25 protein-coding genes and 1 pseudogene are annotated in these 25,919 nt (G+C 70.0%); 12 read left to right on the top strand and 14 right to left on the bottom strand.

The genetic code is table 11. The annotated features are described in order from the left end of the window. From ACFY2X_RS08900 to ACFY2X_RS08910, 3 genes are all read left to right on the top strand, one after another. Positions 1–1,122, top strand: coding sequence for an ATP-binding cassette domain-containing protein (locus ACFY2X_RS08900; RefSeq protein WP_389934548.1), 1,122 nt, complete (start codon positions 1–3; stop codon positions 1,120–1,122). Beyond that, on the top strand, positions 1,109–2,068 hold the full coding sequence (locus ACFY2X_RS08905; protein ID WP_389934550.1) for an ABC transporter permease: 960 nt from the start codon (positions 1,109–1,111) through the stop codon (positions 2,066–2,068). The genes ACFY2X_RS08900 and ACFY2X_RS08905 overlap by 14 nt, the downstream gene beginning before the upstream one ends. A 231-nt stretch (positions 2,069–2,299) precedes the next feature. Beyond that, positions 2,300–3,460, top strand: coding sequence for a glycosyltransferase (locus tag ACFY2X_RS08910; protein WP_389934553.1), 1,161 nt, complete (start codon positions 2,300–2,302; stop codon positions 3,458–3,460). Positions 3,461–3,537: 77 nt separating this feature from the next. Here ACFY2X_RS08910 and ACFY2X_RS08915 read toward each other — a convergent pair whose 3' ends face one another. Both ACFY2X_RS08915 and ACFY2X_RS08920 read right to left on the bottom strand, forming a co-directional pair. Further along, positions 3,538–4,320, bottom strand: coding sequence for a YcnI family protein (locus tag ACFY2X_RS08915; protein ID WP_389934556.1), 783 nt, complete (start codon positions 4,318–4,320; stop codon positions 3,538–3,540). A 104-nt stretch (positions 4,321–4,424) separates the two neighbouring features. Then, positions 4,425–4,979: an MFS transporter gene (locus tag ACFY2X_RS08920; protein ID WP_389934559.1), complete on the bottom strand. Its 555-nt coding sequence runs from the start codon at positions 4,977–4,979 to the stop codon at positions 4,425–4,427. A gap of 104 nt (positions 4,980–5,083) precedes the next feature. Here ACFY2X_RS08920 and ACFY2X_RS08925 point away from each other — a divergent pair, with 104 nt between their 5' ends. Beyond that, positions 5,084–5,560, top strand: coding sequence for a hypothetical protein (locus ACFY2X_RS08925; protein ID WP_389934561.1), 477 nt, complete (start codon positions 5,084–5,086; stop codon positions 5,558–5,560). A gap of 96 nt (positions 5,561–5,656) precedes the next feature. Here ACFY2X_RS08925 and ACFY2X_RS08930 read toward each other — a convergent pair whose 3' ends face one another. From ACFY2X_RS08930 to ACFY2X_RS08940, 3 genes are read right to left on the bottom strand one after another with little or no spacing between them, the layout of a single operon-like run. Further along, on the bottom strand, positions 5,657–6,421 hold the full coding sequence (locus ACFY2X_RS08930; RefSeq protein ID WP_389934564.1) for an ATP-binding cassette domain-containing protein: 765 nt from the start codon (positions 6,419–6,421) through the stop codon (positions 5,657–5,659). A gap of 4 nt (positions 6,422–6,425) precedes the next feature. Further along, a complete protein-coding gene (locus ACFY2X_RS08935; RefSeq protein WP_389934567.1) occupies positions 6,426–7,214 on the bottom strand; it encodes an ABC transporter permease in 789 nt (262 codons plus the stop codon). 36 nt (positions 7,215–7,250) lie between these two features. Then, on the bottom strand, positions 7,251–8,024 hold the full coding sequence (locus tag ACFY2X_RS08940; RefSeq protein ID WP_389934569.1) for an ABC transporter permease: 774 nt from the start codon (positions 8,022–8,024) through the stop codon (positions 7,251–7,253). 295 nt (positions 8,025–8,319) lie between these two features. Here ACFY2X_RS08940 and ACFY2X_RS08945 point away from each other — a divergent pair, with 295 nt between their 5' ends. Both ACFY2X_RS08945 and ACFY2X_RS08950 read left to right on the top strand, forming a co-directional pair. Continuing rightward, positions 8,320–9,369: an alpha/beta hydrolase gene (locus tag ACFY2X_RS08945; protein ID WP_389934572.1), complete on the top strand. Its 1,050-nt coding sequence runs from the start codon at positions 8,320–8,322 to the stop codon at positions 9,367–9,369. Positions 9,370–9,502: 133 nt separating this feature from the next. Then, positions 9,503–10,306 (top strand): ABC transporter ATP-binding protein, encoded by an 804-nt coding sequence (locus ACFY2X_RS08950; RefSeq protein ID WP_389934795.1) that lies wholly within the window; start codon positions 9,503–9,505, stop codon positions 10,304–10,306. A 49-nt stretch (positions 10,307–10,355) separates the two neighbouring features. On the opposite strand, the gene ACFY2X_RS08955 is transcribed toward ACFY2X_RS08950, so the two are convergent. The 3 genes from ACFY2X_RS08955 to ACFY2X_RS08965 all read right to left on the bottom strand — a co-directional run bounded on the left by ACFY2X_RS08955 (position 10,356) and on the right by ACFY2X_RS08965 (position 12,111). Then, positions 10,356–11,063, bottom strand: coding sequence for a FadR/GntR family transcriptional regulator (locus ACFY2X_RS08955; protein WP_389934574.1), 708 nt, complete (start codon positions 11,061–11,063; stop codon positions 10,356–10,358). 86 nt (positions 11,064–11,149) lie between these two features. Next, the gene (locus ACFY2X_RS08960; protein WP_031163487.1) at positions 11,150–11,437 is read right to left on the bottom strand and encodes an HU family DNA-binding protein; all 288 of its coding nucleotides are present in this window, start codon (positions 11,435–11,437) and stop codon (positions 11,150–11,152) included. 500 nt (positions 11,438–11,937) lie between these two features. Further along, the gene (locus tag ACFY2X_RS08965) at positions 11,938–12,111 is read right to left on the bottom strand and encodes a hypothetical protein (protein WP_389934578.1); all 174 of its coding nucleotides are present in this window, start codon (positions 12,109–12,111) and stop codon (positions 11,938–11,940) included. 160 nt (positions 12,112–12,271) lie between these two features. On the opposite strand from ACFY2X_RS08965, the gene mihF reads away from it, so the two are divergent. After that, positions 12,272–12,580 carry an integration host factor, actinobacterial type gene (gene mihF, locus ACFY2X_RS08970; RefSeq protein ID WP_389934581.1) on the top strand — a complete coding sequence of 103 codons (309 nt, stop codon included), beginning with the start codon at positions 12,272–12,274 and terminating at the stop codon, positions 12,578–12,580. Positions 12,581–12,662: 82 nt separating this feature from the next. Here the strand turns inward: mihF and ACFY2X_RS08975 are convergent, their stop codons facing one another. The 3 genes from ACFY2X_RS08975 to ACFY2X_RS08985 all read right to left on the bottom strand — a co-directional run bounded on the left by ACFY2X_RS08975 (position 12,663) and on the right by ACFY2X_RS08985 (position 16,402). Further along, positions 12,663–14,480 carry an aminotransferase class III-fold pyridoxal phosphate-dependent enzyme gene (locus tag ACFY2X_RS08975; protein WP_389934584.1) on the bottom strand — a complete coding sequence of 606 codons (1,818 nt, stop codon included), beginning with the start codon at positions 14,478–14,480 and terminating at the stop codon, positions 12,663–12,665. A 121-nt stretch (positions 14,481–14,601) separates the two neighbouring features. Beyond that, positions 14,602–16,023: an HAD-IA family hydrolase gene (locus ACFY2X_RS08980; RefSeq protein WP_389934588.1), complete on the bottom strand. Its 1,422-nt coding sequence runs from the start codon at positions 16,021–16,023 to the stop codon at positions 14,602–14,604. 43 nt (positions 16,024–16,066) lie between these two features. Next, complete coding sequence (locus tag ACFY2X_RS08985) at positions 16,067–16,402, bottom strand: hypothetical protein (protein WP_389934590.1); 336 nt, start codon at positions 16,400–16,402, stop codon at positions 16,067–16,069. A gap of 2 nt (positions 16,403–16,404) precedes the next feature. On the opposite strand from ACFY2X_RS08985, the gene ACFY2X_RS08990 reads away from it, so the two are divergent. The 3 genes and pseudogenes from ACFY2X_RS08990 to ACFY2X_RS09000 all read left to right on the top strand — a co-directional run bounded on the left by ACFY2X_RS08990 (position 16,405) and on the right by ACFY2X_RS09000 (position 19,102). Continuing rightward, complete coding sequence (locus ACFY2X_RS08990; protein WP_389934592.1) at positions 16,405–16,722, top strand: Lrp/AsnC family transcriptional regulator; 318 nt, start codon at positions 16,405–16,407, stop codon at positions 16,720–16,722. Between the two features lie 145 nt (positions 16,723–16,867). After that, complete coding sequence (locus ACFY2X_RS08995; RefSeq protein WP_389934595.1) at positions 16,868–17,227, top strand: hypothetical protein; 360 nt, start codon at positions 16,868–16,870, stop codon at positions 17,225–17,227. A gap of 231 nt (positions 17,228–17,458) precedes the next feature. Beyond that, positions 17,459–19,102 (top strand): annotated as a pseudogene (locus ACFY2X_RS09000) (IS1182 family transposase). 60 nt (positions 19,103–19,162) lie between these two features. On the opposite strand, the gene ACFY2X_RS09005 reads toward ACFY2X_RS09000, so the two are convergent. Continuing rightward, positions 19,163–19,525, bottom strand: a complete 363-nt coding sequence (locus tag ACFY2X_RS09005; RefSeq protein ID WP_389934598.1) for a hypothetical protein — start codon at positions 19,523–19,525, stop codon at positions 19,163–19,165. Between the two features lie 362 nt (positions 19,526–19,887). Next, the gene (gene aceA, locus ACFY2X_RS09010) at positions 19,888–21,177 is read right to left on the bottom strand and encodes an isocitrate lyase (RefSeq protein ID WP_389934600.1); all 1,290 of its coding nucleotides are present in this window, start codon (positions 21,175–21,177) and stop codon (positions 19,888–19,890) included. A 241-nt stretch (positions 21,178–21,418) separates the two neighbouring features. Between aceA and ACFY2X_RS09015 the strand changes: the two genes are divergently transcribed. Continuing rightward, positions 21,419–22,888 carry a helix-turn-helix domain-containing protein gene (locus ACFY2X_RS09015; RefSeq protein ID WP_389934602.1) on the top strand — a complete coding sequence of 490 codons (1,470 nt, stop codon included), beginning with the start codon at positions 21,419–21,421 and terminating at the stop codon, positions 22,886–22,888. Here ACFY2X_RS09015 and ACFY2X_RS09020 read toward each other — a convergent pair. Further along, a complete protein-coding gene (locus ACFY2X_RS09020) occupies positions 22,873–24,741 on the bottom strand; it encodes a hypothetical protein (protein WP_389934605.1) in 1,869 nt (622 codons plus the stop codon). The genes ACFY2X_RS09015 and ACFY2X_RS09020 overlap by 16 nt on opposite strands. 133 nt (positions 24,742–24,874) lie before the next feature. On the opposite strand from ACFY2X_RS09020, the gene ACFY2X_RS09025 reads away from it, so the two are divergent. Beyond that, a complete protein-coding gene (locus ACFY2X_RS09025) occupies positions 24,875–25,831 on the top strand; it encodes a glucosyl-3-phosphoglycerate synthase (protein ID WP_389934607.1) in 957 nt (318 codons plus the stop codon). Positions 25,832–25,919: the final 88 nt, after the last annotated feature.

Raw genomic sequence — 25,919 nt, forward strand, 5'->3', positions numbered from 1 at the left:
ATGCCGGGAGACACACGACTCCTGGCGGGCAGCCGTGGGGATCGCACCGCCGCGACCCACGGCGTGGAGCTCGACGAGAGCCCTGGGGCGCCCGCGAGGGCGCCCCAGCCCGCCGCAGAGGACGCGAAGATCAGTGGGGGAGCCGTGCCGACGGTCCAGGAAGCGATGCCGCCCGGCGAGGCCTCCGCGGAGGAGTGCTCGATCGTCACGCGCGGGCTGACCAAGCGGTTCCGGGGCGGCCAGGTGGCGGTGGACAACCTGGACCTTGCCGTGCCCAGGGGGTCGGTCTTCGGTTTCCTCGGACCGAACGGCTCGGGCAAGACCACCACCATCCGCATGCTGCTCGGCCTGGTCACGCCGACGGCGGGCACCTGGGAACTGCTCGGCACTCCGATGCCGGGCGGGATGCCCGCCGTGCTGTCCCGGACGGGGGCGCTGGTGGAGGGGCCGGCGTTCTATCCCTACCTGTCGGGCGAGGCGAACCTGCGCCGCTACGACGCCGCCGATCCGGCGGCGGACCCGCGCACGGCCACGGCGAGGATCGGGCTCGCCCTGGAGCGGGTGGGGCTGGCCGCCGCGGCCCGCAAACGCTACCGGGCCTACTCGCTGGGCATGCGCCAGCGGCTGGCGATCGCGGCCGCGCTGCTGGGGCCGCGGGAACTGCTCATCCTCGACGAGCCGACCAACGGCCTGGACCCGCAGGGCACGCGTGAGGTGCGGGGGCTGGTCAAGGAGATCGCCGCCGAGGGGACGACCGTGTTCGTCTCCTCCCACCTGCTGGCCGAGGTGGAGCACATGTGCTCCCACGTCGCCGTCATGCGGGCCGGGCGGCTGGTCGCCCAGGGCCCTATCGCCGGGCTCCGGGACGCCGAGGCGGCCAGGATCCGGGTGGAGACCCCGGACACCGCCGAGGCGACGGCCGTGCTGGGCTCTCTCGGGTTGCCGCAGGTCCGCGTCGGTGACGCGGAGGTCAGCGCCGAGCTGGGCGCCGAGGCTCCGGAGCGGGTCTGCGCGGCGCTGGTGGCCGGTGGTGTCGCCGTGCGGGGCCTGGCCGTGCAACGGCCGAGTCTCGAGGACGTGTTCGTGGGCCTGACCGGGGAGGGTTTCGATGTCGACGGTTAGCGAGGAAAGGCCGGTGGCCGGCGGGGAGGAGGCCATGCCCGCTCGCGGTGCCGAGGCCGTTCCGGCCGTCGCCGGGGCGGTCACGAGTGCGGTACCGGCTTCCCGGACGCGGGTCGCGGCCGCTCCCCGGGCATGGCTGCGGCTGCTCGGCTCGGAGCTGGGGCTGACCTTCCGGCGGCCCAGGAACATCGGCATGCTGGCCGTGCTCGCCCTGGTGCCGGTGCTGGTCGGCATCGCGCTGCGGGCGTTCGGCGGGCCGGACGGGAACGGCGAGGGTCCCGCGCTCATCGGTCAGGTCACCGGAAACGGGCTTTTCCTCACCTTCGTCGCGGTCTCGTTCCTCGTGCCGCTGTTGTTGCCGGTCTCGGTCGCGGTGATCGCCGCGGACTCGGTCGCGGGAGAGGCGGGCATCGGCACGCTGCGCTACCTGCTGGCCGCGCCGGCGGGACGGGGCCGGCTGCTGGCCGTCAAATACGTCAACGCCGTGGTCTTCTGCCTGGTGGCCGTCACCGCGGTCGCGCTGTCCGCGCTGCTCACCGGGCTGGTGCTGTTCCCGGTCGGCCCGATCACCCTGCTGTCCGGCGGGACGATCCCCTTCCTCGACGGCCTGCTGAGGATCGGCCTCGTCGTGCTGTACGTCACGGCGGGCATGGCGGCCCTGGCGGCCGTCGCGCTGGCGTTGTCGACGCTGACCGAGGTGGCCGTCGGCGCCATCGCCTCGACCGTGGTGCTGGTCATCGTCGGGCAGGTGCTCGGCGCCATCCCGCAGCTCGCCGGGCTCCGGCCGTACCTGCTGATGAACTGGTGGGGCGGCTTCGACGGGGTGCTGCGCGATCCGATGGCCACCGACCAGATGGGCCAGGGCCTGCTGGTCTTCGCCGCCTACATCCTGGTCTTCGGCTCGACCGCCTGGGCCCGCTTCACCGGCAAGGACATCACCTGCTGACCGTAGACCGGCCGGGACCACCCGCTGCCGGGCCCGGAGCGGGCGCGGTGGCCGAGCGTGCGGCTCGGCCACCGTCCACCGGCAGGTGATCGCTCCGGTGTTCGGGGCGGCTTCCTCTCTCGTAGCAAATTGGATCTTCGTTGAAACTCCGGGTAGCGTGCGCGGAGCCGTCGAGTACGTCGATGCGGCCGAGGTACGACGATGACCGTAACGCTGAGAGGACACGCACGTATGAACGCCGGAAACCGCCGAACCCTGCGGATGCTCGTCACCGGAGGCGGGACCGGCGGACACACCTACCCCGCGTTGACCACCGTCGCGGCCGTCCGGGAACAGACCGCCGCGCGGGGGATCGACCTCGACGTGCTCTGGGTGGGTACGGCGAGCGGCCTGGAGGCCCGCATCGCGGCCGAACACGACATCCCGTTCCGGGTGATCAAAGCCGGAAAGCTGCGGCGCTCGCCCAGCGCCCGCGAGCTGGTCACCAACCTCGCCGACATGTTCCGGATCCCGGTCGGGATCCTGCAGGCCTTCGGCGTCGCCGCCGGCTACCGGCCTGACGTGGTGCTCTCCACGGGAGGGTACGTGTGCGTCCCCCTGGGGCTCGCGTCCCGGATGCTCGGCCGTCCGCTGGTGATGCACGAGCAGATCACCGCGCTCGGCCTGGCCAACCGCATCCTGTCGCGCTTCGCCACCCGGATCGCGCTCACCCATCCGTCGTCGATCGAGCACCTGCCCGCCTCGGCGCGAGGCCGGGCCGTCGTCACCGGAAACCCCGTCCGGCCCCACCTGCTGCACGGCAACGCCCCGTCCGGCCGGTGGCACTTCCGGCTGTCGCCCGAGCTGCCCGTCGTCTACGTGACCGGCGGCGCCCAGGGAAGCCGCCAGATCAACACCATGGTCGAGCAGATCCTGCCCTGGCTGCTCACCCGGACGCAGGTGCTCCACCAGTGCGGTCCCGACTGGATCGCCCAGCTCACACAGGCCGCCGCCGGGCTTCCCGCCCAGTTGAGGGAGCGCTACCAGCCGGTGGCCTACGTCGGTAAGGAACTGGCCGACGTGTTCGCCGCCGCCGACATCGTGGTCTCCCGCAGTGGCGCGGGCACCATCGCCGAGCTGACCGCGGTGGGCAAGCCGTCCGTCCTGATCCCCCTGGTCCCGTCCGCGGGAGACGAGCAGCGCCAGAACGCCCGCTACCTGGCCGAGGCGGGAGCGGCTCGGGCTCTTCTTGAGGACGGCCCTCGCGCCGACCGGCTTCTCGCCGAGCTCGACGCGCTGCTCGGAGATCCCGAGGCGCGCGCTCTCATGGCCAAGACCGCCAGGTCGCTCGGCCGCGTCGACGCGGCCGACGCCCTCGCCCGGGTGATCCTCGAAGAGGCCGGCGTCGCCTGAACGGAACGGCCCCGCGAAGGGGTTCGCGGGGCCGTTCCGTCAGATCTCGATCTCGCGGGGCCCGGTTTCGCCGGGACTCAGGAGGCGCGGCCGCCACGGCGCAGGCCGAGCACGCCGACCACGGTGCCGATGAGCCCGACCAGCAGGCCGGCGCCGCCGAGCAGCCGGGCGGTGCCGTCGGAAGAGGCGGTGTGGCCGGTGTCGCCGGTGGCCGCGAGGGAGCGCACCGAGGGAGCGGCCGCGGTGGCCGACGACGACGGGCCCGCCGCCGGGTTCGCGGCGGCCGGGTCGTGACCGTGACCATGGCCGTCGCCCTCGGCGGGGGCGGGCGTGAGCTTCAGGACCGGAGCCGGGCGTTCGGGCTCGGAGCCGTCGGCCTTGGGCTCGTCGTCCCACTTCACGACCTCGCCGCCGGTGTAGGTCTGGGTCGCGGGGAAGACGAGATGGTCGGTGTCCTTGGGCAGCGCTCCCATGGAGACCTCGAACTCCTGGAACTGGCCGGGCTCGATCTTCCCGCCCGACCAGGTGATCTTCGTGACGGCCTCGGTGATCTCGCCGTACTCGGTGGCGACCGGCTTGGGCAGCTTGCCCTCGGTCACCTTGACCTCCCAGCCGGGAAGCGGCTTGACCGAGACGAACGAGAGCGGGTGGTCGACGGGGAAGGCGACCTCGACCTTGCTGGTCGAGGCGTCGTCCTTCTCGTTCGGGACCCGGAAGGCGACCTTGGTGAAGCCGCCCTGCTCGGCGCTGCCGGGATCGATGGTCACGTGCGCGAGGGCGGGCAGGGCCAGGCCCAGGGTGAGGGCGGTGACACCGGCGGCGACGGCCACCGTACGACGGCACGCGGAAGAAAGCGACATGGGGTTCTCCACTTCGGGGCTTCGGGAACGCGCTTCGGGAACGCGTTTCAGGAACGCGTTTCGGGAACGCGGAACTCGCGGTGACGAGGGTGATGAGAGGGGAGTCAGGCGGCGGGAAGTGGAGGACCGCGCCGGCTGACGGTGTGGCGGAGGACGCCCCGCGGGGGGATGACCGCGAAGGCGGGGAAGGCCGCACGCCCGGGAACATCGGGCGTCACGGGGAAGGGGAGCAGGCGAAGCATCAGGCCGAGGCGCCGTCCCGCCCTGCGGAGCAGCGCCCACAGGACGGCCTCGCCGCAGGCCAGCCACCAGCCGGTGATCAGGGTCGCGGTGAGGTGCGCGATGAGCATGCCCAGGCTCTCGCCCAGCCCCTGCCCGTGGAGGTGCGCGGCCAGTGAGCTCCCCGACGGGTCGCTGAAGGCGAACAGCTCATGCAGGAACAGCTCTGTGGCCGAGAGACCGACGTTGATCGTCGTGGCGGACCGCTCGCGCCCGGCGAGCAGCACCGCCGTCGCCGTGGTCGCCGCGCCCCCGGCGGCCATCGCCCATGGCGCGGGCCCCGAGCCGCCCGCGGCCAGATGGCCGAGAGCGGCGAGCGTCACGCAGACGGCCGAGAAGACGGCCGCGCGCATGAGGCGTAGCGGGAGGTGTGCGCGCATGGTGCCCCATATGCTCTCACGCTCCCGCGACGCCTGCCCTTTTGCAGCTTTTATCGCTAGGGTTGCCGCGACCGTGACAGGCGGTCCGAACCGAGGTGGTGACGATGCGGCATTTCTTCGGGCTGGTCATAGGGCTGGTCCTGACTGCCGTCCTGCTGATCGGCGGAGGCTGGGCCGTGCAGGAGGGCGGGGCGGCCCTGAGCTCGCCCGCCGCTGAGAGCGGCCCGAAGACCTGGGCCGCGCTGGGTGCCATGGCGGTGATCGGCCTTCTGGTCGGCCTGGTGCTCGCGGGCCGGGCCTCTCCGGTGACCACCTTCGTCCCGTCGATGGTCCTGCTGTCCTGGACGGTGGTCTACGCCCTCGACGTCAGGCGAGCCATGGACCTGATCCCCGACGACCCCTCCTTCCACCAGGCGCTTGTGCAGTCCGGCCGCGGCATGGGGCTGCTGCTGACCACCGGCGTCTACGCCCTTCTCGGCGTCGCCCTCTTCCTGCCCGTTCTCATGCCCTCCCGCTGGGCCGGCCGGGCCCGCGACGATGACGACGAGTACGAGCGGTTCGAGGCTCTGAGCCACCGCTGAGCCGGACTCCGCCGCCTCGGTGAACGGCTGGACCGCCGGAGGCCGTGCGGAACCCCGGGCCCTTTGAAGGGGACGCCGGGCGTGCCGGCGCGATCGTCAGGGACTTGCGGTCCTCTCGGTGTAGAGGCGGGCGACGACGTCCTCGATGGAGGCCTCGTCCGGGGCCGTGGCACGCAGGTCGTCGACGGTGCCGTCGAAGGTCAGGCGGCCGTGGTCGATCAGCATCACCCGGCGGCAGAGCTTCTCGATGTCGCCCAGGTCGTGGGTGGTGAGCAGGACCGTGGTGCCGCGGTCGGCGTTGAGGCGGCGGAGAAACCCGCGCATGGCGGCCTTGCTGACCACGTCGAGGCCGATCGTGGGCTCGTCGAGCACCAGTACGGCGGGGTCGTGGAGGAGAGCGGCGGTGACGTCGCCGCGCATGCGCTGGCCGAGGCTGAGCTGGCGGACCGGGGTGTTCATGAACTCGGCCAGGTCGAGCAGGCCGGTCAGCTCGTCCAGTCTCCTGCGGAAATCAACCTGATCTACTTTGTAAAGGTGTCGGATCAGCTCAAAGCTGGCCTTGAGCGGCAGATCCCACCACAAGGTCGTCCGCTGGCCGAAAACCACGCCGATCTTGCGGGCGAGAGCCGTACGGCGCCGCGTCGGGTCGAGCCCGGCCACCTGGATGCGGCCCGAGGTCGGCGCCAGGATGCCGGTGAGCATTTTTATGGTGGTGGACTTGCCCGCCCCGTTGGGGCCGAGGTAGCCGACGAACTCTCCGGCGTCCACGGTGAACGACAGATCCCGGACGGCGTGCACGGTCTTGCGCGAGCGGCGGCGGCCGACGGTGAACGAGCGGCCGACCCGGTCGACTTCGATCATGTGATCAACTCCCCGTTGAGCGGTAGCGGCGGATGCCCGTCCGCCAGGCGAGCGCGGCGGCGACGGCGAGGCCCAGGGCCGCGAGGGGCGCGGCGAAGCGGAGCCAGTACGGCAGGCCGAAGGGGTCCTGCCGGTCCAGCACGAACAGGGCGGGCTGCCAGTTCACGAACGCCAGCGGCACGATGAACGTCACGCCCTTGACGAGATCGCCCCTGTAGACGCTCAGCGGGTACTGGGTGAGCGTGCTGCCGCCGTAGGTGAAGGCGTTGCTCACCTCGGGCGCGTCGGTCAGCAGGAACTGCAGCGCGCCGCCGATGGTGAAGATCGAGGTGAAGATGACGACCCCGCACACGATCATCAGCGGGATCATCCACGCCCGGCTCCACGCCACGTCGAGCCGGGGAAGGGCGATGCCGAGCACCGCCACGGCCTGGGCCAGCCGGCCGAAGCGGTGCACGCCGAAGCGGTCGGTGGCCATCTGGACGAACGCGCTGACCGGGCGGATCAGCATGGTGTCGAAGGTGCCGGCCCTGATGTGCCGGCTGAGCCGGTCCACGTTGCCGAAGGCCATGTCCGCCAGCCCGAAGGACAGGCCCGCGGTGCCGTACAGGAACATGACCTCGGCCCGGTTGAAGCCGCCCAGCGAGCCGGTGTGCTCGAAGATGATCCAGATCGCCGCGACGTCCAGCGCGTTGACGGCGAACGAGCCGAGCGTCATCACGATCAATGGTCCCGGGTACTGCGCCGAGGCTCTCAGCCACGTCCAGGCCAGCAGGAGATAGGTCCTGATCATCTGCTTCCTCCGCCGGCCGTGCGCCCGCTCGCGCTCTCACCCACCCTGGATCACGACCTTGTGGCGGGCGGCGCGGGTGGCCGCGGCGCCCAGGGCCAGCAGCGCCGCCGCCCACGCGGCCTGGAATCCCAGCGCCGAGAGGACGTCCTGCTTGCCGAGGTAGACGTCGGCGGGGACCTGGACCATCGCCGCCCAGGGGAGGGCGTTGGCCAGGGTGCCGAGCCAGCCGGGGAAGAGGTTGAGCGGCAGGATCATGCCGCTCAGGAAGAACGTCATCACCGTCGACACCGACTGGACGCCCCGGTCGTCGAGGATCCAGCAGGCGGACAGCTCGATCAGGTAGCGCCAGCCGAAGCTGACGATCACTCCGAGCACGAAGCTGGCGGCGAAGAACGCCCAGGCGGCCGGGGTGGCGGGTATGACGATGCCGAACAGGGCGGCGCCGATGGCCGTCGGCGGCAGGCTGCGCAGCAGGAACAGGTAGGCCGCCCGGCCGAGGTCGTCGGAGAGGCTCCACAACTGCATCGACGCCGGGCGGACGAGGTCGATGGAGATGTCTCCGGTGCGGACCCGTTCGGCCAGGTCCAGGCCACCGCCGAAGATCTGCATGGGGCCGATGAAGGCCTGGCTGAGGAAGCAGAAGGTGACGGCGTCCGTGACGTCGTATCCGGCGAGTTCCGGGCGGGTCTCCCACAGGGCGATCAGGACATAGGCGCGGAGGATCCCGAAGACGGTGTTGGTGAAGGCTCCGGCGAGGGCGGCGGCGCGGTAGGCGGAGTGACGGCGGAAGCCGTACCCGGCGATGCGCATGTAGAGCAGGAAGACGGCCTCCCCCGAAGACGTTCAGGCAACCGTCCCATTTTCCTCGGCGTCTTTGGAGGGGGCAATCGATTTTTTCGATGGCCGATGGCGGCGGTCGGCGGTCGGCGGACGACGGGCCGGGAGGCGGCGGCCGGGTTTGTTTCGGGTTTGTGAAGCTGCCGGATATACCGGTCGCGCCGTAAGCGCACTGTGGGGAGGGCCGACATATGTCCGTAATCGTCACCTTCCGCTTACCGGCTGAATAGAAGGATGTTCTGCGGGAATCCTCGTGTCGGAGGCCCCCATGCACGATGAACTCGACCTGGACGTTTGCCCCGGCTACCCCGTCAGCTGGCAGGCCGCGGCCCTCAACACGGTGATGCGCGGCACCTTCAAGCCCATTTCCGGTTTGTTACTGAGAACCGACGCGAGCGTCGTCGCCGCCTCCCGCCTCGTCGCGCTGGCCGCGAAGGTGCCGCTGCGCCTGCCCGACCACGTGAGGCTGGCCCAGGACCGGATCGGGGAGTGTCCGGGCGAGTGGGTGCGCACCGGACGGGGGATCGACGAGAGCAAGGTGCTGCTCTACTTCCACGGCGGCGCCTATTTCCTCTGTTCCCCGGCGACCCACCGGCCGATCACCTGGCGCCTGTCGGCCGCCGCCCGCCGTCCGGTGCTGGCCGTCGACTATCGCCAGGGCCCGGTCCACACGCTGGCCGAGTCGCTCCAGGACGCGATCGCCGCCTACCTGTGCCTGCTGGAGCGCGGCTACGATCCGTCCGGCATCCTGTTCGCGGGCGACTCAGCCGGTGGCCATCTGACCCTGGCCACGCTCCTGGCGTTACGCGACCGGGGCCTGCCGCTGCCCTCGGCCGCGGTGTGCCTGTCGCCGTGGGCCGACCTCACCGATGTGCCCCGCCGGGTCAATCGCCTGCTCGACCCGATGATTCCGGCCGGTCGCGTCGACTGGCTCGCCCGCCGCTGGACCGCCGGTCTCGACGCCCGCGATCCCCTGGTCTCCCCGGTCTTCGGCGACTACACCGGCCTGCCTCCGCTCATGATCGTCACCGGTTCCACGGAGGTTCTCCGTGACGAGGGCCGCCGCGTCGCCGTGCGGGCCCGTGCCGCCGGGGTGCCGGTCACCTATGAGGAGTGGCGCCGCATGCCCCACGTCTTCGCCATCCTCGCCGATGTCCTTCCCGAGGCCCGGCGGGTCTTCCAGCACATCGCCCGCTTCCTCGCCACCCGGGACGTCTCCGCCCGCCCCGGCTCCGACGCCGCCCGGGACGTCTCCGTCGGTCCCCGCCCCGACGCCGCCCGGAACCTGTCCGAGCGGCCTGGCTCCGCGGCGGCCTGACCGGCCCTTCTGCGCGGCCGATGAGTGATCATGGAATCTCGCCGTTCACCGGGAACGAAGGAGAGGATCCGTTAAGGTAATCGGCGCGTATCGAGGCGTATCGAGTCATAGGGGGAGACCGGTGGGCGAACGCATGCCCGGTGCGGTGGAGCTGAGCGACGTCGGTGTGCGAGCGGTCGGGCGGACCCTCCTGGCCGGCATCGACTGGCAGGTGGGGTACGGCGAGCACTGGGTGATGCTCGGGCCCAACGGGGCGGGCAAGACCACGCTGCTGTCGCTGGCCGCCGCCGTACGGCATCCCACCGAGGGCGCCGTCACCGTGCTCGGCCAGCGGCTGGGCCGGGTCGATCTGAGAGAGCTGCGCCGCCACATCGGCCTGGTCGCCGCCAGCCAGCGGCTCGTCGACGAAGAGCTGCTGGAGGAGGAGGACGCCACCGCGCACACCGTCGTCCTGACCGGATACACCGGAACGAGCGCCCCCCTGTGGGACCGGTACGGCCCGGCCCAGCACGAACGGGCTCATGACCTGCTGGCCGACATGGGGTGCAAGGACCTCGCCGGCAGGCCCTTCCGCGTCTGCTCCCAGGGAGAGCGGGCCCGGATCCGGATCGCCAGGGCGCTGATGGCCGATCCGGTGATCCTGCTGCTGGATGAGCCGTTCGCCGGGCTCGACCTGCCCGCTCGCGAGGACCTGATCACCGCCGTGGAGGGCCTCGCCGCGACCCGCCCGGTGCTGACCACGATCACCGTCACCCATCACCTGGAGGAGGTCCCGGCCACCACGACCCATGCGCTGCTGCTGCGCGACACCCGCGTTCAGGCGGCCGGCCGGGTGGGGGAGGTCCTGACCGAGGCGAACCTGTCGGAGTGCTTCGGCCGGCCGCTATGGATCGAGAGCCTCGACGGGCGCTGGTCCGCCCGGGCCGTGCGCGGCTGAGGACCCGGGACCGGTGGGGCCTGCCGGTCGCCGAGGTCCACGCCCCCGTTCACCTGGCGGCGGACTTCGCCCTGTGGAGCTCGGAGCGCACCTGCCGCATGTGCATGCGCATCGCGTCTTGGGCCGCCTGCGGATCGGCGGCTTCGATGGCCTCCATCATGTGGGTGTGCCAGACGACCGTGCGTTCCGGGCTGCCGGGGACCTGGGCCGCGACGGATCGTGAGCGGTGTCCCAGTGTGACGAGCGCGGCGTGCATGGCCACCAGCAGCGGGTTGTGCGTCGCCTCGGCGATGGCGGTGTGGAAGGCGATGTCGATGTCGCCGAACCTTTCGAGGTCCCGGGCGCCGGCTTCGACCTGCTGGTCGAGCAGCCCGCGCAGTCTGGCCCTGTCTTCGGGGGTGGCCCGTTCGGCGGCCCAGCCGGCCAGCACCGGCTCCAGCGCGTCCCTGGCCTCCATGAGGTGCCCGCCGGCCAGTTCCGGCATGCCCTCCTCGCCCACCCCGCAGCGCAGATAGTCGGCGTCCAGCTCGTTCCACCTGTCGCGCGGGGTGACGCGGGTGCCGCTGCCCTGCCGTACGGTGACGAAGCCCTTGCCCGCCAGCTTGTGCACGGCTTCGCGCACCGCGCTGCGGCTCATGCCGTACCGCTCGCACAGCTCGGGCTCGATGGGGAGCGTGTCGCCCGGTTGGAGCTCGCCCCTCGCGATCTGGGACAGGATGTCGTCGATGATCACCTGAGCCAGGTTCTGTTTGGGCACGCGTTGATGATACCTATCGCGGTTCTCTCCGGCCGATCTTACGGAAATCACATCAAATCAGATGATGTTAGGTCCGCAGGGCGGGGTCAGTCCTTCTTCCGCTGGCGGATGAGGCCCATGAAGCCGGGGCTCGGCTTGAACTTGGCCGTCCAGGTCTCGGCGATCTCCAGGGGCTCGCCGGTCTGCGGGTTGCGTCCGGTCCGCGCTGGTTTGTGCACGATCTCGAAGGACCCGAAACCGGGGATCGCGACCTTGTCCTCGGCTGCCACGGCCGTCTGGATGGTTCCCAGGATCGCCTCCAGGGCCGCGGCGGTCTGCCGCCGACTGAGCCCTGCCTCTGCCGCGGCCTTCTCGATCAGCTCGCGCTTGTTCATCGAAACTCCTTGAGCGTGGAGGCCCCGGGCTTTGGTCCTGAAGAGGAAACACGGCACGGTGCTGCACGGTGACTTGATAAGGCCCTGATTGTTCGGCGGCGAGAACCAAGCCGTCAAACCTACCGCTGGGCTGGCGGAATGTGAAGCCTGTGGAGGCCGCGTAAGACCGTTGGGCGGTTCCTCGTCCTTCGCCTGCGGGCGGGCTCACCAAGCGTCGCCGGCGCTGTGCGGAGACCGCATGGAGAGTGCCTGTCAGCTCCCCGCGATGACAGGCACCCTTCGCTGTTCAGCGGTCGGACTGTGCGGCGAGTCGTTCCGCTTCCCCGTGCAGGGCCTCGATGAGGATGAGCTCCAGTCGGAGATCTTCGTCGATGAGGCCGTCCAGAACTTCCATACGGGCCTCCCTGACTACTCCGACGTCTCAACGACCGCAGAAGTTCACAGCGATATCGAGTCGGATTCGGCCATAATCCAGATGTGGTCATTCGTATGGCCGATTCCTAAGTCGCGATGAGTTCCGCCAAGTCGACATGCTCGCCGACTTCACCCACATCCCTGCAGTACGCCAGCAGCACCCGTCGCCCGCCGATGCGCCGGGTCACGCGCAGACATGGGCGATCGTCGAGCACGATCGCCTCAACCTCGATGCCGTCCGGCCCTCGCCAGATACCCATGAGGTTGAGGCTACGAAGAGACAGGTAAGGCCGGGGTAACCAGCCGGACATATCGTGATGGTTTGTGAAAGATGTGCGGTTTCCCATGGCGCGGTGATGATTAGCCCCATCGCTGCGGGTAACAAAACGTCGTAATCAGGACAATCGCGGAGAAAACAACATGGCTTTGCCCAAGCTAACTCCTGAACAGCGTCAGGCCGCCCTTGCCAAGGCCGCCGAGACCCGAACGGCGCGCGCCAGGCTTCTGGCCGAGGTCAAAGCCGGGTCGATAAGCCTTGAGCAGCTGCTCGGCCGCGACGACGACATCGCCAAGCGCATCAAGGTGTCGCAGGCGCTGCGCGCGCTGCCCGGCATCGGCAACGCCAAGGCCGCCCAGCTGATGGCGCAGGCCGACGTGGACGAGGCCCGCCGCCTTGGAGGGCTCGGCGCGCAGCAGCGCCGCAGGCTGATCGAAGCCCTCGCCACCTGAGACGGCCGGGCGCGGTGATCCCCGCCGGGTGGACGCGTCTGGACAGCGGGATGGGACCAGTGAGCTCGCACTCCCGTGGCACTCAGCGGCTGTGCCCGGTTCGGGGACCGTGACCGAGCTCGGTGAGGGCGCGGCCGAGGGCGTCGGTGAAGAAATCCACGGCGGCGGCGTCGATGCACAGCGGCGGCTTGATCTTGAGAATGTTGAGGTGGTCGCCCGTGGGCTGGACGACAACGCCGAGATCGAGCATGCGGTCGCAGAGCTCGTCGATCACCCGGACCGCCTCGGGCGCGTAGCGGGCGGCCTCGGCACCACGGTGGCGGCCCCGGTAGGAGTTGGGCGAGTCCACGGTGTGCACCCAACTCGGCCGGCTGGCAAGCGCGTCGGGGTTGTCCTGGAGCGAGGTGGAGACCGCATCGGAGGCGTACGTCCAGCCGTGGTAGGCCTCGCGCAGGGCGACGACGTCGTGCTGCCCGGTCGCGCCGATGGCCAGGCTTATACCCAGATCCACCGCCTCGGAGCCGGAGTCGACCAGGAAGACGGTGTCCAGCGGATCGGGCAGCAGGGCCGCCAGCCGCTCGGAGAACTCCACCACCGAGGCGTAATGGAAGCGCGAGTTGGTGTTGAGCCGGCGCAGCTGCCGGGAGACGGCCTGCTCGACGCCGGGGTGGGCGTGGTCGAGCGGGGTGACGTTGTTGACGATGTCCAGGTAGGACCGGCCGTCTGCGGACACCAGGTGGTGCCGCCAGCCGCGTTCGATGCGCGGCGGGTTGTCGTAGTAGTGCTCCTGGACGGCCTCGCGGCGGCTCAGCAGACCTGTCTGGGGCGTCGCGTCCGCGCCGGTGAGCCCGATGAACGGGGAGGGGTCGGCCGTGAGTGCGAGCCAGCCCGGCGCAGACTCCTTGATCTCGCCGGCGGCGGGGGCCTGCAGGACGGCCGCCCGGGCGAGCCAGAGGTCGAGTCCGGTGGCCACGGTCGCGGGTGAAGCGGTGGACAGGGCCGCGGCTTCCTCGGCGGACAGCGGGCGGATGGCGTGGAAGGCGCGGACCGCGGGCGGGACGTGGTGCGGTTCCATGCCATCGTGGTGAAGCATTGAGGAGAGCGGCATCGCGAGTTCGCCGACCGCCCAGCTGGTGGTCAGGTCACCGAAGTCGATCACCCCGTCGGGCAGCGGCAGGCGGCTGCCGGGTGAGCGGACCATGTTGTCGTCGGTCAGGTCCAGGTGGACGGCCTGGCGCGGCAGCAGCGCGGCCACCTTCTGGAGCTGCGTCCAGGCCTCGGCGGCCGCAGCCCGGACGGCGTCACGCCGGTCCTGCTCGGGGATGTGGTCCAGGAGCTTGTCGACGACGCGGTCGGCGTACTGCGGATCCCACTGCAGTACACGGTCCAGGCCCGGGTGTTGGAAGTCGCGGAGCGCGGTGGTGACGTGACCCGTGATCGCACCCATGGCTGCCACCGTGCGCGGGGAGAGGTACCGCGAACCCGAGAGCGTCCCACCGGGCAGATGGCGCAGGAGTCGCGCGACGACCGGCCCGTGCTCGGTTTCCACGGTGGCGATCCGGCGAGCGCCGTCCGGATCGCACAGCACCGTCGCCAGACGCAGCTCGGGGCAGGCGGCGGCGGTCAGGTCGGCGGCGGTCAGGTCGGCGGCGGCGTCCTGGGCGTCGATCTCGGTCGTGCCGAACGCCGGATTCGCGAGCTTGAGGACGGCCGGGGGCGTCCCGTCGTCGAAGTGAAGCAGGAAGTTGGCGTCCTGCTGGCTTCCCAGCGGCTCGGCGCGCGCGGTGAGCCCGAAGCTCTCGGCAGTGATCTGTTCGGCCCGGGCCGACGTCACCCGCGGAGCGGGGAGGGCCTCGTGGGTGAAGAAGTCGACGGTGGAGTGCTTGATGCTGTGCGGCATGCCGGATTCCTGGGCTCGGAGTGCGGGGAGCGTGACAGGGGACGGAGTCGGGTCGTGGGCGCGGTTGGGTGAGCCGTCGTACGGTGCGGCGCCAAGGGCCTACAGACGGTGTCGTTACTGCTCAGCGCAGAGTGAAGGTGGTGATGACCGCGGCGTGGTCGGAGGGCCAGGTGTTGCCCGCGACGTCCGGCTCGGGCCGGGGCTCGCCCGTGACGTGGGTCGTGGAGTCCTGCACTCGCAGTCCGCGCCCGGTGTAGAGGATGTAGTCGATCCGGTCCTGCGGCTCGGGTGCTGGGATGACGGGTGACCACGTCGTGCCCGGTGCTCGCATGGGGTCGGGGTGGGCCTCGCGGTAGGAGTCGCGGAGCCCGGCCGCCTCCGCGGCCAGGGTGACGGGCCACGGTACGGGGCCGTAGCCGCCGTGCAGCGGCGTCGCCTCGGCGGTCCAGTCGAGGTGGGACGGCACATTGAAGTCGCCGACGAGCAGCACGGGAGTGGTGTCGCGGGCCGCGAGGTCGTCGCCCATGGCGCGCAGGATCTCCTGGATCTCGCCGAGCCGACCGGCGGCGGACTCGCGCTCGACCAGGACCTCGACCGGCTGCCGGTCGTGGATGGCGTCGTACGGGCCGTACGGCGTCCAGTTGAGGTGGGCGCTCCACATCGTGACATCGCTGCCCGAGCCGAGCTGGACCGTGGCGCTGATGGCGACGTGCAAGGTGGTCGCGGGCACGCCGTGGCGAACGACGAGCGGGTAGCGGCTGATGATGCCGAGGTTGTCGCCACCCTGGTGGTAGTCCCAGCCCAGAGCCTCGGCGAGCTCCTTGGCGGAGTGGGCGTGGGCTTCCTGGAGGCCGACCACGTCCACGTCCGTCTCCAGCAGGATCCTCAGCTGCTTGTCGCGGTAGTCGTCGACCTCGGTGCCCCCGAGCCACAGGTTCCAGCTCATGACGCGCAGTTCGCGTACCTTGGGCTCGTCCTCGGCGACGACCGGCACGCGGACGGTGATCGTGGCCGTGCGCCCCTCGCCGTCCGTGGCGGTGACGGTGACGGCGGTCTCGCCTGCCGTGTCCGGGACGCCGCTGATGCCGCCGTCGGCGCGGACCCGCGCCCAGGCGGGGCCGCCGGTCTTGGTGTATGTCACGGGCGCGCCGCGTAGCAGCCCGGCGACGGTGGCCCGGAACGGCTCGCCGACATGGACGCGGCGGGTGGTGAAGGCGGGCACCAGGAAGGCCGGCGCTCGGAAGACCAGCTCGTGCAGCAGGGAGACGTCGGCCTGCTCCAGGCTGCGAAGCACCGTGCGTCCGGCACCTGGCGCGATGGGCGCGAGCGACGGTACGGCCAGCACTCTGCAGCCCGCTGCCTCGGCGGAGGCGACGCCCGTAGGAGTGTCCTCGACCGCCACGCATGCCGCGGGCTCGACGCCGAGGGCGCGGATGGCGGCGAGATAGGGATCGGGGGCGGGCTTGGTGCGCACGGTGTCGTCGGCGGTGAGGCAGACCGCGAACCGCTCGCGCCCCAGGACGTCCAGGACCGTCTCCACCACGTCGCGCGGCGACGCCCGACGCCGTATGGCGGTGCGGCCGGGGTCACTCGGCGCGCGCGGTGACCAGGACGGGCCGGTCGGGCAGGGACACGGCGACGGCGCCGCCGGTGGGCAGCCGGCGGCCCAGCACCTCCACCGTGCCGTCCTCGCACAGGCGGCCCGGGATGCGGCTGTTGGTGCCGACGAACTCGGCGACAAAGGCGGTGGCCGGGTGGTCGTAGAGCTCGGCGGGGGCGGCGCACTGCTCCAGGCGGCCGGCGTTCATGACCGCGACGCGGTCGGCCATGGACAGCGCCTCTTCCTGGTCGTGCGTCACGAAGAGCGTGGTGATGCCGAGTTCACGCTGAAGGCGGCGGATCTCACGCAGGTTCGTCCGCACCTTTGGAGACGAAGGCCGTCCAGGTCGTCGGCGTCACCGACCCCATCGCCATGGGCAACCAGGCCATGGCCCTTCTAGGGATCCGAGCCGATGCGGATCCGCGCGCGATCGCCGATGTCCTCTCCCGGCAAGAGGAAGTCATCTACGTCGTCCTGACCGCCGGCCCCTACGGCCTCTTCGCCGAGGTCGTCTGCGCCTCTCCTCCCGACCTGCTCGACTTCATCAACGACGTGGTCCGCGACATCGACGGCGTGATCGGTGTCGACGCCTTTCCCTACTTCGGTATCCACACCCACCGCTTTCTGTGGGGTGTGGGCTGAGAACGGCCGCCCCGGCCCGGCCCCCGCCCCCGGCCCTGGCCGGGGGCGGCTGGCGGAATGGGTTGTGAAGATCTCCTGAATCGGCCCCTTATCCCCCGCGAAATTTTCTCGGCCCCTGCCGATAGTGTTGATTCAGGGGGTCGTCATGAAGCAGATCATCGCTATGGTGGCGTTACTCACGGCCACCGCGGCCGGACTTGTCATCACCAGGACCACGGCTCAAGCGGTGGACAAGACACCGGTGAGCGAATCGCAATACCGGACTCTCCTCGACCAGTGCCAGTATGCGAACACCTCGCAGCTCCGCGCCGGGTGCCAGGCCGCGGTTGGGCACCTCTACCGGATCGGGGCGGAGAATCCGAACCTGGACTGCCGCACATACTCCGGCATTCACGTATGCGGCGCATTGGCACTCAGCCCGGATGAGCGTGAATGCGTGAGGAAATCGGTGAATGGCGGCCTGACATACCGGCGCGCCGAAGTGGAGTGTTACGCGTTCTCGTAGTCCCGGCGATGAGGCGGATGCCTTTCCCGAGCCCGTTTGAGCCTGTTAAAGCACGGGCCTGTTCGTCATGTCCGGCCGCTGGGGAAGGCTCCGGTCCGGTGAAACGGGACACCCCGCCTCCCCCGGGGAGGGGACACCGTTGGCGAAGTAGATCAAAAAAGCAGCGGCCCCATGATCACGGATGTGATCATGGGGCCGCTATTGTCGTTCTGCTCGCGGATGGAGTCGTGGGTGTCGCTGCGTTCGACTGGTGCAGACCAGATCCCGGCCGCCACTCTGGCGGTAGCGCGGGCGGCCTTCCCAAAGGGCAGCCTGGCGATTCGTATACGAGATGCGTTGGGTGTCCTGTTCCAGGATGGGGATTTCGCCGCGGCCTTCTCCACCCGCGGTCGCCCGGCACTGTCCCCTGCCCGTCTGGCGTTGGTGTCGATCCTGCAGTTCGGAGAGGGATTGTCCGATCGGCAGGCGGCCGAGGCGGTGCGAGCGCGGATCGACTGGAAGTACGCGCTCGGGCTGGAGCTGACCGACGCGGGCTTTGACTACTCGGTGCTTAGTGAGTTCCGTGATCGCCTGATCACAGGATCGCTTGAACAGAGCCTGCTCGACACAATCTTGGAGCGCGCCGTCACCGCCGGGTTGCTACGAGCCGGCGGTCGGCAGCGGACCGACTCCACTCACGTGCTCATGGCCATGCGCACGATGAACCGGCTGGAGCAGGTGCATGAAACGGTGCGAGCCGCGCTCAACGCGCTGGCCGCCGCCGCACCCGACTGGCTGCTCGCTCAGGCCGAACGTGGGTGGTTCGAGCGCTACGAGGCCCGCATTGAGGACTATCGACTGCCCAGGAACAAGGCTGAGCGCATCCAGCTCGGCCACGAGACCGGCGCCGACGGGAACGGCGTCCTGCGCGCGGTGTACTCGCAGGCCGCTCCCGGATGGCTGCGCGACCTCCCTGCGGTGCAGACCCTGCGCCACGTATGGATCCAGCAGTACGTCACCGTCGACGATCGACTGCGCTGGCGAACCCCTGATGAGCAGCCGCCAGGCACGATTCGCCAGATCTCACCCTACGACGGCGAGGCCCGATCCGGAACCAAGCGCGACTCACACTGGGACGGCTACAAGGTGCACCTCACCGAGACGTGCGACACCGACGCCCCGCATTTGATCACAAACGTGATCACCGCCCCGTCGCCGGGCAGCGACTACGAGGCCACCGGCCTGGTTCAGGAGGCCCTGGCCTCGCACGAGCTGACGCCGGCGGTGCATCTGGCCGACAAGGGCTACATGAGCGCGCACAACCTCGCGCGCGCCGATCGCCGCGGCATCGAACTGCTGGGACCCATGATGCCCGACAACGCCTGGCAAAGCGCCGAGGCCAACGGCTTCGCCGTCAACGACTTCACCATCGACTGGGACAACCGCGTCATGACCTGTCCCGCCGGAGCCACCAGCCTGCCGTGGGCCAATGAGACCGATCAAGGCGGAACTCCGGTCATCCGCGTGCGCTTTTCGATGCGTGACTGCAAGGACTGCCCCAGCCGGGAGCTGTGCACACGCGGAGCCAAAGGCCGACGCATCACCCTGCGCCCGCGGGAGGAGCATGAAGCCCTGCAACGCGCACGACAGCGGCAAAGGACCGACGAATGACAGCAGCGCTATGCCCATAGGGCAGGCGTGGAGGGCACCATCGCCCAGGGCGTCAAGGGCTTTGGCCTGCGCAGATCCCGCTACCGCGGGACCGCCAAGACCCATCTCCAACACATACTCATCGCCGCGGCGATGAACCTCACCAGGCTCGACGCTTGGCTTACTGGAACGCCGCTGGCCCCGACCCGCACCTCGCATTTCGCCGCTCTGCTTCCGGCAGCATGATGAGACTCTGCTCAGAAGGTTTCTCTAACTCCTATTACCAGTCTTCAGAGCAAAGACCTGTCAGTGCAGCGGAGCGTACGGCTCCCACAAGGCCGCGAGCGCCGCCATGGCTGCGAAGGCCATGAACTGCATGACCACGATGCCATTACGTCGGCGCCGCCAGGCAGCAACCACAGTGACGATCAAGATCAAGGCCATGACTGTGAAGGAGCCGTAGGCGACGGTGGAGCGAAAGGTCATCTCCGCCTGCCACTGCGCGGGAGAGGGGTCTCCGCCCGAGCAGAGCACAGTGGCGCCGTCGCACAGCACGCCCCGGTTGCGTGCCCAGTTGATGGCGAACCCCGTAGCCATCAACAGAGCCACGTCCCCAATCAGCACTGCGACAGTGGCGACGATGCGCCCGGTTAAGTCGTCCGTCTTCACGGGCAAAGCCTAGAGGCCGCGCGGATCCGACGTGCATCCCGGAGCTGGTTCTCATCCCCGTCCTCACAGGCGTATTTTTGGTGGTCTCAGCGGTGAAGCTGGCCAGGCGCACCCCCTCAACACGTGAAATGGCCCCGTGATCACATCAGTGATCACGGGGCCGCTTCTGTCTTATCTACTTCGCCAACGGTGTCTCCCGGGGAGGGGAGGCGGGGCGTTTCGTCCTGATCAAGGTGTTCGACGGCGGGAGCGGACGGGGAGCGATGATCGTGCGTTACGCGGCGCCGGATGGCCTCCGCATGCCCTGAGAGGAGCACCGGCCCGTGTGAACCCTGAAATCCCGGGCCCCGCCCGCCACCGGTTCAGTGAGCCTCGAACTGCTCCTCTTCCGTGGAGCCCTTGAGGGCGGTGGTGGAGGAGTCCGGCGCGATGGCCGTGCTGACCAGGTCGAAGTATCCCGTGCCGACCTCGCGCTGGTGGCGGGTGGCGGTGTAGCCGCGCGATTCGGCGGCGAACTCGGCCTCCTGGAGCTCGACGTAGGCGGTCATGCCCTCCTCGGCGTAGCCCTGGGCCAGGTTGAACATCGAGTAGTTTAGCGAGTGGAAGCCCGCCAGCGTGATGAACTGGAACTTGTAGCCCATGTGACCGAGCTCGCGCTGGAACTTGGCGATGGTGGAGTCGTCCAGGTGCTTCTTCCAGTTGAAGGAAGGCGAGCAGTTGTAGGCCAGCATCTGGTCGGGGTACTCGGCCTTGATCGCCTCGGCGAACTCGCGGGCCACGTCCAGGTCCGGGGTGGAGGTCTCCATCCAGAGCAGGTCGGAGTGGGGCGCGTAGGCCAGGCCTCGGGCGATGCAGGAGTCGACACCGTTGCGGACGCGGTAGAAGCCCTCCGCCGTGCGGTCGCCGGTGGTGAAGACACGGTCACGGGGGTCGACGTCGGTGGTCAGCAGCGTCGCGGCCTGAGCGTCGGTCCGCGCGATGATCAGAGACGGGACACCCGCCACGTCGGCCGCGAGGCGGGCCGCGTTCAGGGTCTTGATGTGCTGGCTGGTCGGGATCAGGACCTTGCCGCCCAGGTGGCCGCACTTCTTCTCGGAGGCGAGCTGGTCCTCCCAGTGCACGCCCGCAGCACCCGCCGCGATCATGCCCTTCATCAGTTCGAAGGCGTTGAGCACGCCGCCGAAACCGGCCTCGGCGTCGGCCACGATCGGGGCCAGCCAGTGCGGCGCGTCCTGGTCGCCTTCCGACCAGGTGATCTGGTCGGCGCGCAGCAGCGCGTTGTTGATGCGGCGCACGACGGCCGGGACCGAGTTGGCCGGGTAGAGGCTCTGGTCCGGGTAGGTCTGCGCGCCGAGGTTGGCGTCGGCCGCGACCTGCCAGCCGGACAGGTAGATCGCCTTCAGGCCCGCCTTGACCTGCTGCACGGCCTGGTTGCCGGTCAGCGCGCCGAGCGCGTGCACGTAGTCCTCGGTGTTGAGCAGGCTCCACAGCCGCTCCGCGCCGAGCCGGGCGAGGGTGTGCTCCTCCTGGACGGAACCCCGAAGCCGAACCACGTCCTCAGGCGTGTAGGTCCGCTCGATGCCCTTCCAGCGGGGGTTGGTCTCCCACTCGTGCCGCAGCTCGTCTGCGGCTCCCTTGAGGCGATCGTTCATTTTTTCACTCCTTGTCGTCCCCTGGGTGCCTTGATCTGAGTCTGTGCTCGGGCGAAACGGGCAAACAAGGCCGATCTTTGTGAAAGAACCGCTATTTTTCTCATCAGGCTAATACTCGTCGGTATTTGACAGAGAAGAATTTGAGAGTTTGCGCTATGGACTAGACCAATTCCTGTGGCACGAGTCACAGCTACCCCGTGAGGGGTGAAATATCCTGCGAAATTTCGTTTAGCATCGTGGTATGGCATCCTTGGTCGGTGAAGAACCGCTGTCCTTGACGCAGGAGCTTGATCTCATCGCGTTCGGCCAGCGTCTGAGACACCTTCGCAAGCAGCGCGGGCTCACCCTCTCCGACCTCGGAGAGCGCGTCAGCCGAGCGCCCAGCCAGCTCTCCCTGCTGGAGAACGGCAAGCGCGAGCCGAAGCTGTCCCTGCTGAAGTCCCTCGCCGCCGCGCTCAACGTGCCGGTCGAAGAGCTGCTGCGCCGCCAGGCGCCCAACCGCCGGGCGCAACTGGAGATGGCCCTGGAAGAGGCGCAGCGCGACCCGCTCTACGCCGGACTCGGCCTGGCCAAGCTGAAGGTCTCCGCGCGCGTCCCCAACGACGTGCTGGAACACATCCTGGGCCTGTACGGCGAGCTGCGCTCACGCCAGGCCAAGGGCACCGCCACACCCGAGGAGGCGCGCGCCGCCAACGCCGAGCTCCGCCGCATGCAGCGCGAGCGAGGCAACTACTTCGAGGAGATCGAGAAGGCGGCGGCCGAGGCGCTCTCCGCGGTCGGCTACCGCACCGGCGCGCTGTCGCAGAGCACCGTCCAGGCCCTGGTCACGCACTTCGGCTACACCGTGCAGACGGTCCAGGACCTGCCCCGCTCCGTGCGTTCCATCACCGACCTGCGGAACCGGCGCATCTACGTCAAGCACGAGCAGCTCGGCATGCACACGCCGCGCACCATCCTGCTGCAGACACTCGGCCACCTGGCCCTCGGCCACCACAAGCCCCGGGACTTCGCCGACTTCCTCCGCCAGCGGACCGAGGCCAACTACTTCGCCGCCGCCGTGCTGGTGCCCGAGGCCACGGCCGTGCCGTACCTCCGGGAGGCCAAGCAGGACCGGGCGCTGAGCGTGGAGGACCTGCGAGACGTCTTCGCCGTCTCCTACGAGATGGCGGCGCACCGCTTCACCAACCTGGCCACCCACTTCCTCGACCTGCCCTGCCACTTCGTCCGCAACGACGCCGGCGGGATCATCTACAAGGCCTACGAGAACGACGGCATCGTCTTCCCCGCCGACGAGCAGGGGGCGATCGAGGGGCAGCGGATGTGCCTGCAGTGGTCGGGGCGCCAGGTCTTCCTGTCGCCCGACAGGTTCTCCGTCTTCTACCAGTATTCGGACTCGCCTACCGGGACCTACTTCTGCGTCGCCCACGTCGACCCCTCGCGGGAGCGGGACTTCGCCATCACCCTCGGCGTGCCGTACCGCGAATCACGCTGGTTCCGCGGCCGGGAGACCACCCACCGCACCAAGTCCGGCTGCCCCACCGGCGACTGCTGCCGCCGGCCGCCCGCCGAGCTCACCCAGCGCTGGGAGGGCTACGCCTGGCCCTCGGCCCGCGGTAACTCCCACGTCCTCGCCGCCCTGCCCCCCGGCTCCTTCCCCGGAGTGGACGAGGCCGACGTCTACACCTTCCTGGAACGTCACGCCCTTGACTGAGCCCGCGACAGCGTGAGCGAGGGGTGACCGAAGAACTGGTAGGCGGACGCCGTGGCGGGTGCCTGGCAGCGCAGGGAACGCAGGACCTCCGCGGGAGGCTCGCCGGCGGAACAGCGGCGGTAGAACTCCGGCGCCAGGCCGTCGCCGACGGGCCAGAGCGGGGCGACGACCCCGCTCGCCCCCGCGAGCAGGAACGCCTGGCAGTCCGCGGGCTCCTCAAGGAAGACGAACGAGCCCGCGCCCATGCCCCGGCCCAGGGCCTCGGACACTGTACTGCCGGCCGTGAAGTGGATCATGTCCGGTGGCTCGGCGAACATGGCCAGAACGTCGCCGAGCACGGGGCTGACCCGGGTGGCGCCGAAGGCGGTGACCAGGGGATGAACCTCTGCTCCGCCGTACACGACCGCCATGCTGTCGCCGCCCGTCCGCGCGGGCGGTGGCAGCTCGGGGCGCCGGCCGCCGAGAGGCCAGCGGCCCGTCACCGCCTGGCAGTTCAGGAAACCGGGGATGGAGGAGTCGAACGGCCGCTCCAGAGCGGCCAGTTCCCAGGGAACATGCGGCTCCTGGGAGAGGATGAGCACGCTCGGGCGGCGCGGGGCCACCCGCCCGGCCACCGCGTTCAGCAACTCCCAGAATCCCCGGGGGATCGTTGACGCGATCCGCCGCCCCATGTCCTGGAGGTTCTGGGCCTGCCCGGCCAGCTGCCGCCCGAACTCCGAGGTCCGCATCCCCAGATCGCAGATCTCCGCCCGGTCGGGGGTGGTGAAGTGCGGGGACTGGTAGGTCCACCACAGTCGCCCGGGCCGGTCCCCGTGGACGATGACCGCAGTGACGTCCGCCGGTTCTCCGGCATCGGCCAGCCGGACCCGGGTGCCCGCGACCGGCTGCGGGGCCGCCTCCTGACCGAGCAGGCCGGGGGAGTCGAGGACGGCGAGCGCGCGCACCCCGAAACCGGTCACCTGGCCGCGCACCACGTGGATGGCCTGGATCTGCCGGGCGGTCACCGGCTGGTCCTGCGGGAGGGGGAACAGGCGGAGCGTCGCCCTGGGGTACGGCGAAGCCTCGCCGACGCGGAGCCGGACCCGCCACCCGCCGGGCGCCTCGAAACCCTCGGCGACGATCTGGATGTCGAGATCGACCGGCTCGGGGGCGGGCGAGGCCGCCGGAGCCCCGGGGATCTCGCCGGGGGAGAGGCCGATCTCCATCTCCGCCTCCCGCCCCGCGACGACCTCGTCGGGCACCTCGATCAGCGGGAAGACCTCCGGCTCCGGCCCGGCAGGAGCCTGCTCCACGTGTTCCACGCGCCGTCTGCGGAAGGCTCCGGTCAACCGGCCGATCACGGAGGGGCCGCGGTCCCGGGCGGGACGCGCCGGGGGCGGCTCCGGCTGGGGCTCGTGCTTCAGGGCCACGGTGGCCGGGTCGTCGAGCCGTGGCCAGTCCGGGCCGGTCTGGCCGGGCGGAGGCCAACTCGGGTTCGTGGAGCCGGAGGATGAGGAATCGGGGCTCGCGGAGTCGGACGGGGCCGGGCCGGCGGGGCCGGGAGGCAGGGAGTGGGGGCCCGTGGAACCGGGCGCCGGCAGGTCCGGGCCGCTCTGTCCGGTCGAGGGCGGGGCCGACTCCCCGGCCGTGGCCTGGTCGTTCGAGCGGAGCAGCAGGGTGAACCGTTCCCAGGCGGGGCCGTACTGGGCGATGAGCATCACGACGGCATCCGCCAGCGGTCCGGGAGCCTGGCCGCCCTCCTCGGCCAGGAGCGGGTCGAGCCGGTCCCTCAGCTCGCCGGAGGAATCGCCCAGCAGGCTGTCAAGCTCGTCGCGGATGGTGCGTGCCGCCCTCATCACAGCCACTGGATCCATGGCGCCCCTTCGCTCTGGTCTCTGCTGATCTTCCCACCTGTGCGGAACTAAGCGGACGGAGCCGGTACTCGGTAAGAATTTGCGCCACATAGGGTAATACCCGTGAGTTCCAAGATGGTGGAAAGGGTGGGCTGTGCTGCCTGAGGTGGAGGCATGGCTGCGCGGGCGCACCTCATCATCGGACGACTGGTCGTTGCCGTGGTTGATGGAGGCCAAGGGAAACACGACGATCAGCGTCGTGCTCCCCGCACGCGATGAGGAGGAGACGGTCGGGGAGATCGTCACCGCGATCCGGCACGACCTGATGGAAACGGTGCCGCTCGTCGACGAGCTCGTGGTCATCGACTCCCGCTCCATCGACGACACCGCCGCGCGCGCCGCGCAGGCCGGGGCCACGGTGGTCGCGCAGGACGAGATCCTGCCGGACCTGAAGCCGCTGGACGGCAAGGGGGAGGCGCTGTGGAAGTCCCTCGCCGTGACCTCCGGTGATCTGCTGGTCTTCGTCGACGCCGATTTGCGGGAGTTCCGGACGTCCTTCGTCACCGGACTGCTCGGCCCGCTGCTCGACGACCCCGGCGTGGTCTACGTCAAGGGCTGCTACGACCGGCCGCTGCAGAACGTGCAGAGCGGTGGCGGCCGGGTCACCGAGCTCGTCGCGCGCCCTTTGCTCAACCTTCACTGGCCGCTGCTCGCCGGGTTCGTGCAGCCCCTCGCGGGAGAGTACGCCGGGCGGCGGTCCGTGCTGGAGAGGATTCCGTTCGTCACCGGTTACGGTGTGGAGCTGGCCCTGCTGATCGACCTGCTCGAACTCGCCGGACTCGACGCCCTCGCCCAGGTCGACCTGGGCCGCCGTGTCCACTCCCACCAGTCCACCGAGGCCCTCGGCGGCATGGCCGCCCAGATCCTGCAGACCTCCTGGTCTCGTCTGGAACGCCAGAACAAGATGATCCCCCTGCACGAGCCCTCTCCCCGGCTGGCCCAGTTCCGCCGAGGTTCGGGGGGTCACCACGTGACCGTCCGGGACGTGGCCGTGGCCGAACGCCCTCCGATGATCACCATCACCGGTCGCACCCCTCGCCTCACGGACTGACCGGCCTCCGCTCGATCGTCGCATCGAGGGCCGCCCCGCGGCCGTCGGCTGTCGCCGTGCCCCTCTGCGGGTTAACCTGCTGAAGGGG

It is taken from the genome of Streptosporangium sp. NPDC000396, from assembly GCF_042898655.1.
Classification (GTDB): Bacteria; Actinomycetota; Actinomycetes; order Streptosporangiales; family Streptosporangiaceae; genus Streptosporangium.

Coding starts and splice junctions, on each gene's coding strand:
- ACFY2X_RS08925 (WP_389934561.1), top strand. CDS start 5,084: ATGCGGCATTTCTTCGGGCTGGTCATAGGGCTGGTCCTGACTGCCGTC.
- ACFY2X_RS08965 (WP_389934578.1), bottom strand. CDS start 12,111: ATGGGTATCTGGCGAGGGCCGGACGGCATCGAGGTTGAGGCGATCGTG.
- ACFY2X_RS08995 (WP_389934595.1), top strand. CDS start 16,868: ATGAAGCAGATCATCGCTATGGTGGCGTTACTCACGGCCACCGCGGCC.
- ACFY2X_RS08940 (WP_389934569.1), bottom strand. CDS start 8,024: ATGCGCATCGCCGGGTACGGCTTCCGCCGTCACTCCGCCTACCGCGCC.
- ACFY2X_RS08920 (WP_389934559.1), bottom strand. CDS start 4,979: ATGCGCGCACACCTCCCGCTACGCCTCATGCGCGCGGCCGTCTTCTCG.
- ACFY2X_RS08950 (WP_389934795.1), top strand. CDS start 9,503: ATGCCCGGTGCGGTGGAGCTGAGCGACGTCGGTGTGCGAGCGGTCGGG.
- ACFY2X_RS08935 (WP_389934567.1), bottom strand. CDS start 7,214: ATGATCAGGACCTATCTCCTGCTGGCCTGGACGTGGCTGAGAGCCTCG.
- ACFY2X_RS08930 (WP_389934564.1), bottom strand. CDS start 6,421: ATGATCGAAGTCGACCGGGTCGGCCGCTCGTTCACCGTCGGCCGCCGC.
- ACFY2X_RS09015 (WP_389934602.1), top strand. CDS start 21,419: ATGGCATCCTTGGTCGGTGAAGAACCGCTGTCCTTGACGCAGGAGCTT.
- ACFY2X_RS08945 (WP_389934572.1), top strand. CDS start 8,320: ATGCACGATGAACTCGACCTGGACGTTTGCCCCGGCTACCCCGTCAGC.
- ACFY2X_RS08905 (WP_389934550.1), top strand. CDS start 1,109: ATGTCGACGGTTAGCGAGGAAAGGCCGGTGGCCGGCGGGGAGGAGGCC.
- ACFY2X_RS08910 (WP_389934553.1), top strand. CDS start 2,300: ATGAACGCCGGAAACCGCCGAACCCTGCGGATGCTCGTCACCGGAGGC.
- mihF (WP_389934581.1), top strand. CDS start 12,272: ATGGCTTTGCCCAAGCTAACTCCTGAACAGCGTCAGGCCGCCCTTGCC.
- ACFY2X_RS08900 (WP_389934548.1), top strand. CDS start 1: ATGCCGGGAGACACACGACTCCTGGCGGGCAGCCGTGGGGATCGCACC.
- ACFY2X_RS08915 (WP_389934556.1), bottom strand. CDS start 4,320: ATGTCGCTTTCTTCCGCGTGCCGTCGTACGGTGGCCGTCGCCGCCGGT.
- ACFY2X_RS08975 (WP_389934584.1), bottom strand. CDS start 14,480: ATGCCGCACAGCATCAAGCACTCCACCGTCGACTTCTTCACCCACGAG.
- aceA (WP_389934600.1), bottom strand. CDS start 21,177: ATGAACGATCGCCTCAAGGGAGCCGCAGACGAGCTGCGGCACGAGTGG.
- ACFY2X_RS08960 (WP_031163487.1), bottom strand. CDS start 11,437: ATGAACAAGCGCGAGCTGATCGAGAAGGCCGCGGCAGAGGCAGGGCTC.
- ACFY2X_RS09020 (WP_389934605.1), bottom strand. CDS start 24,741: ATGGATCCAGTGGCTGTGATGAGGGCGGCACGCACCATCCGCGACGAG.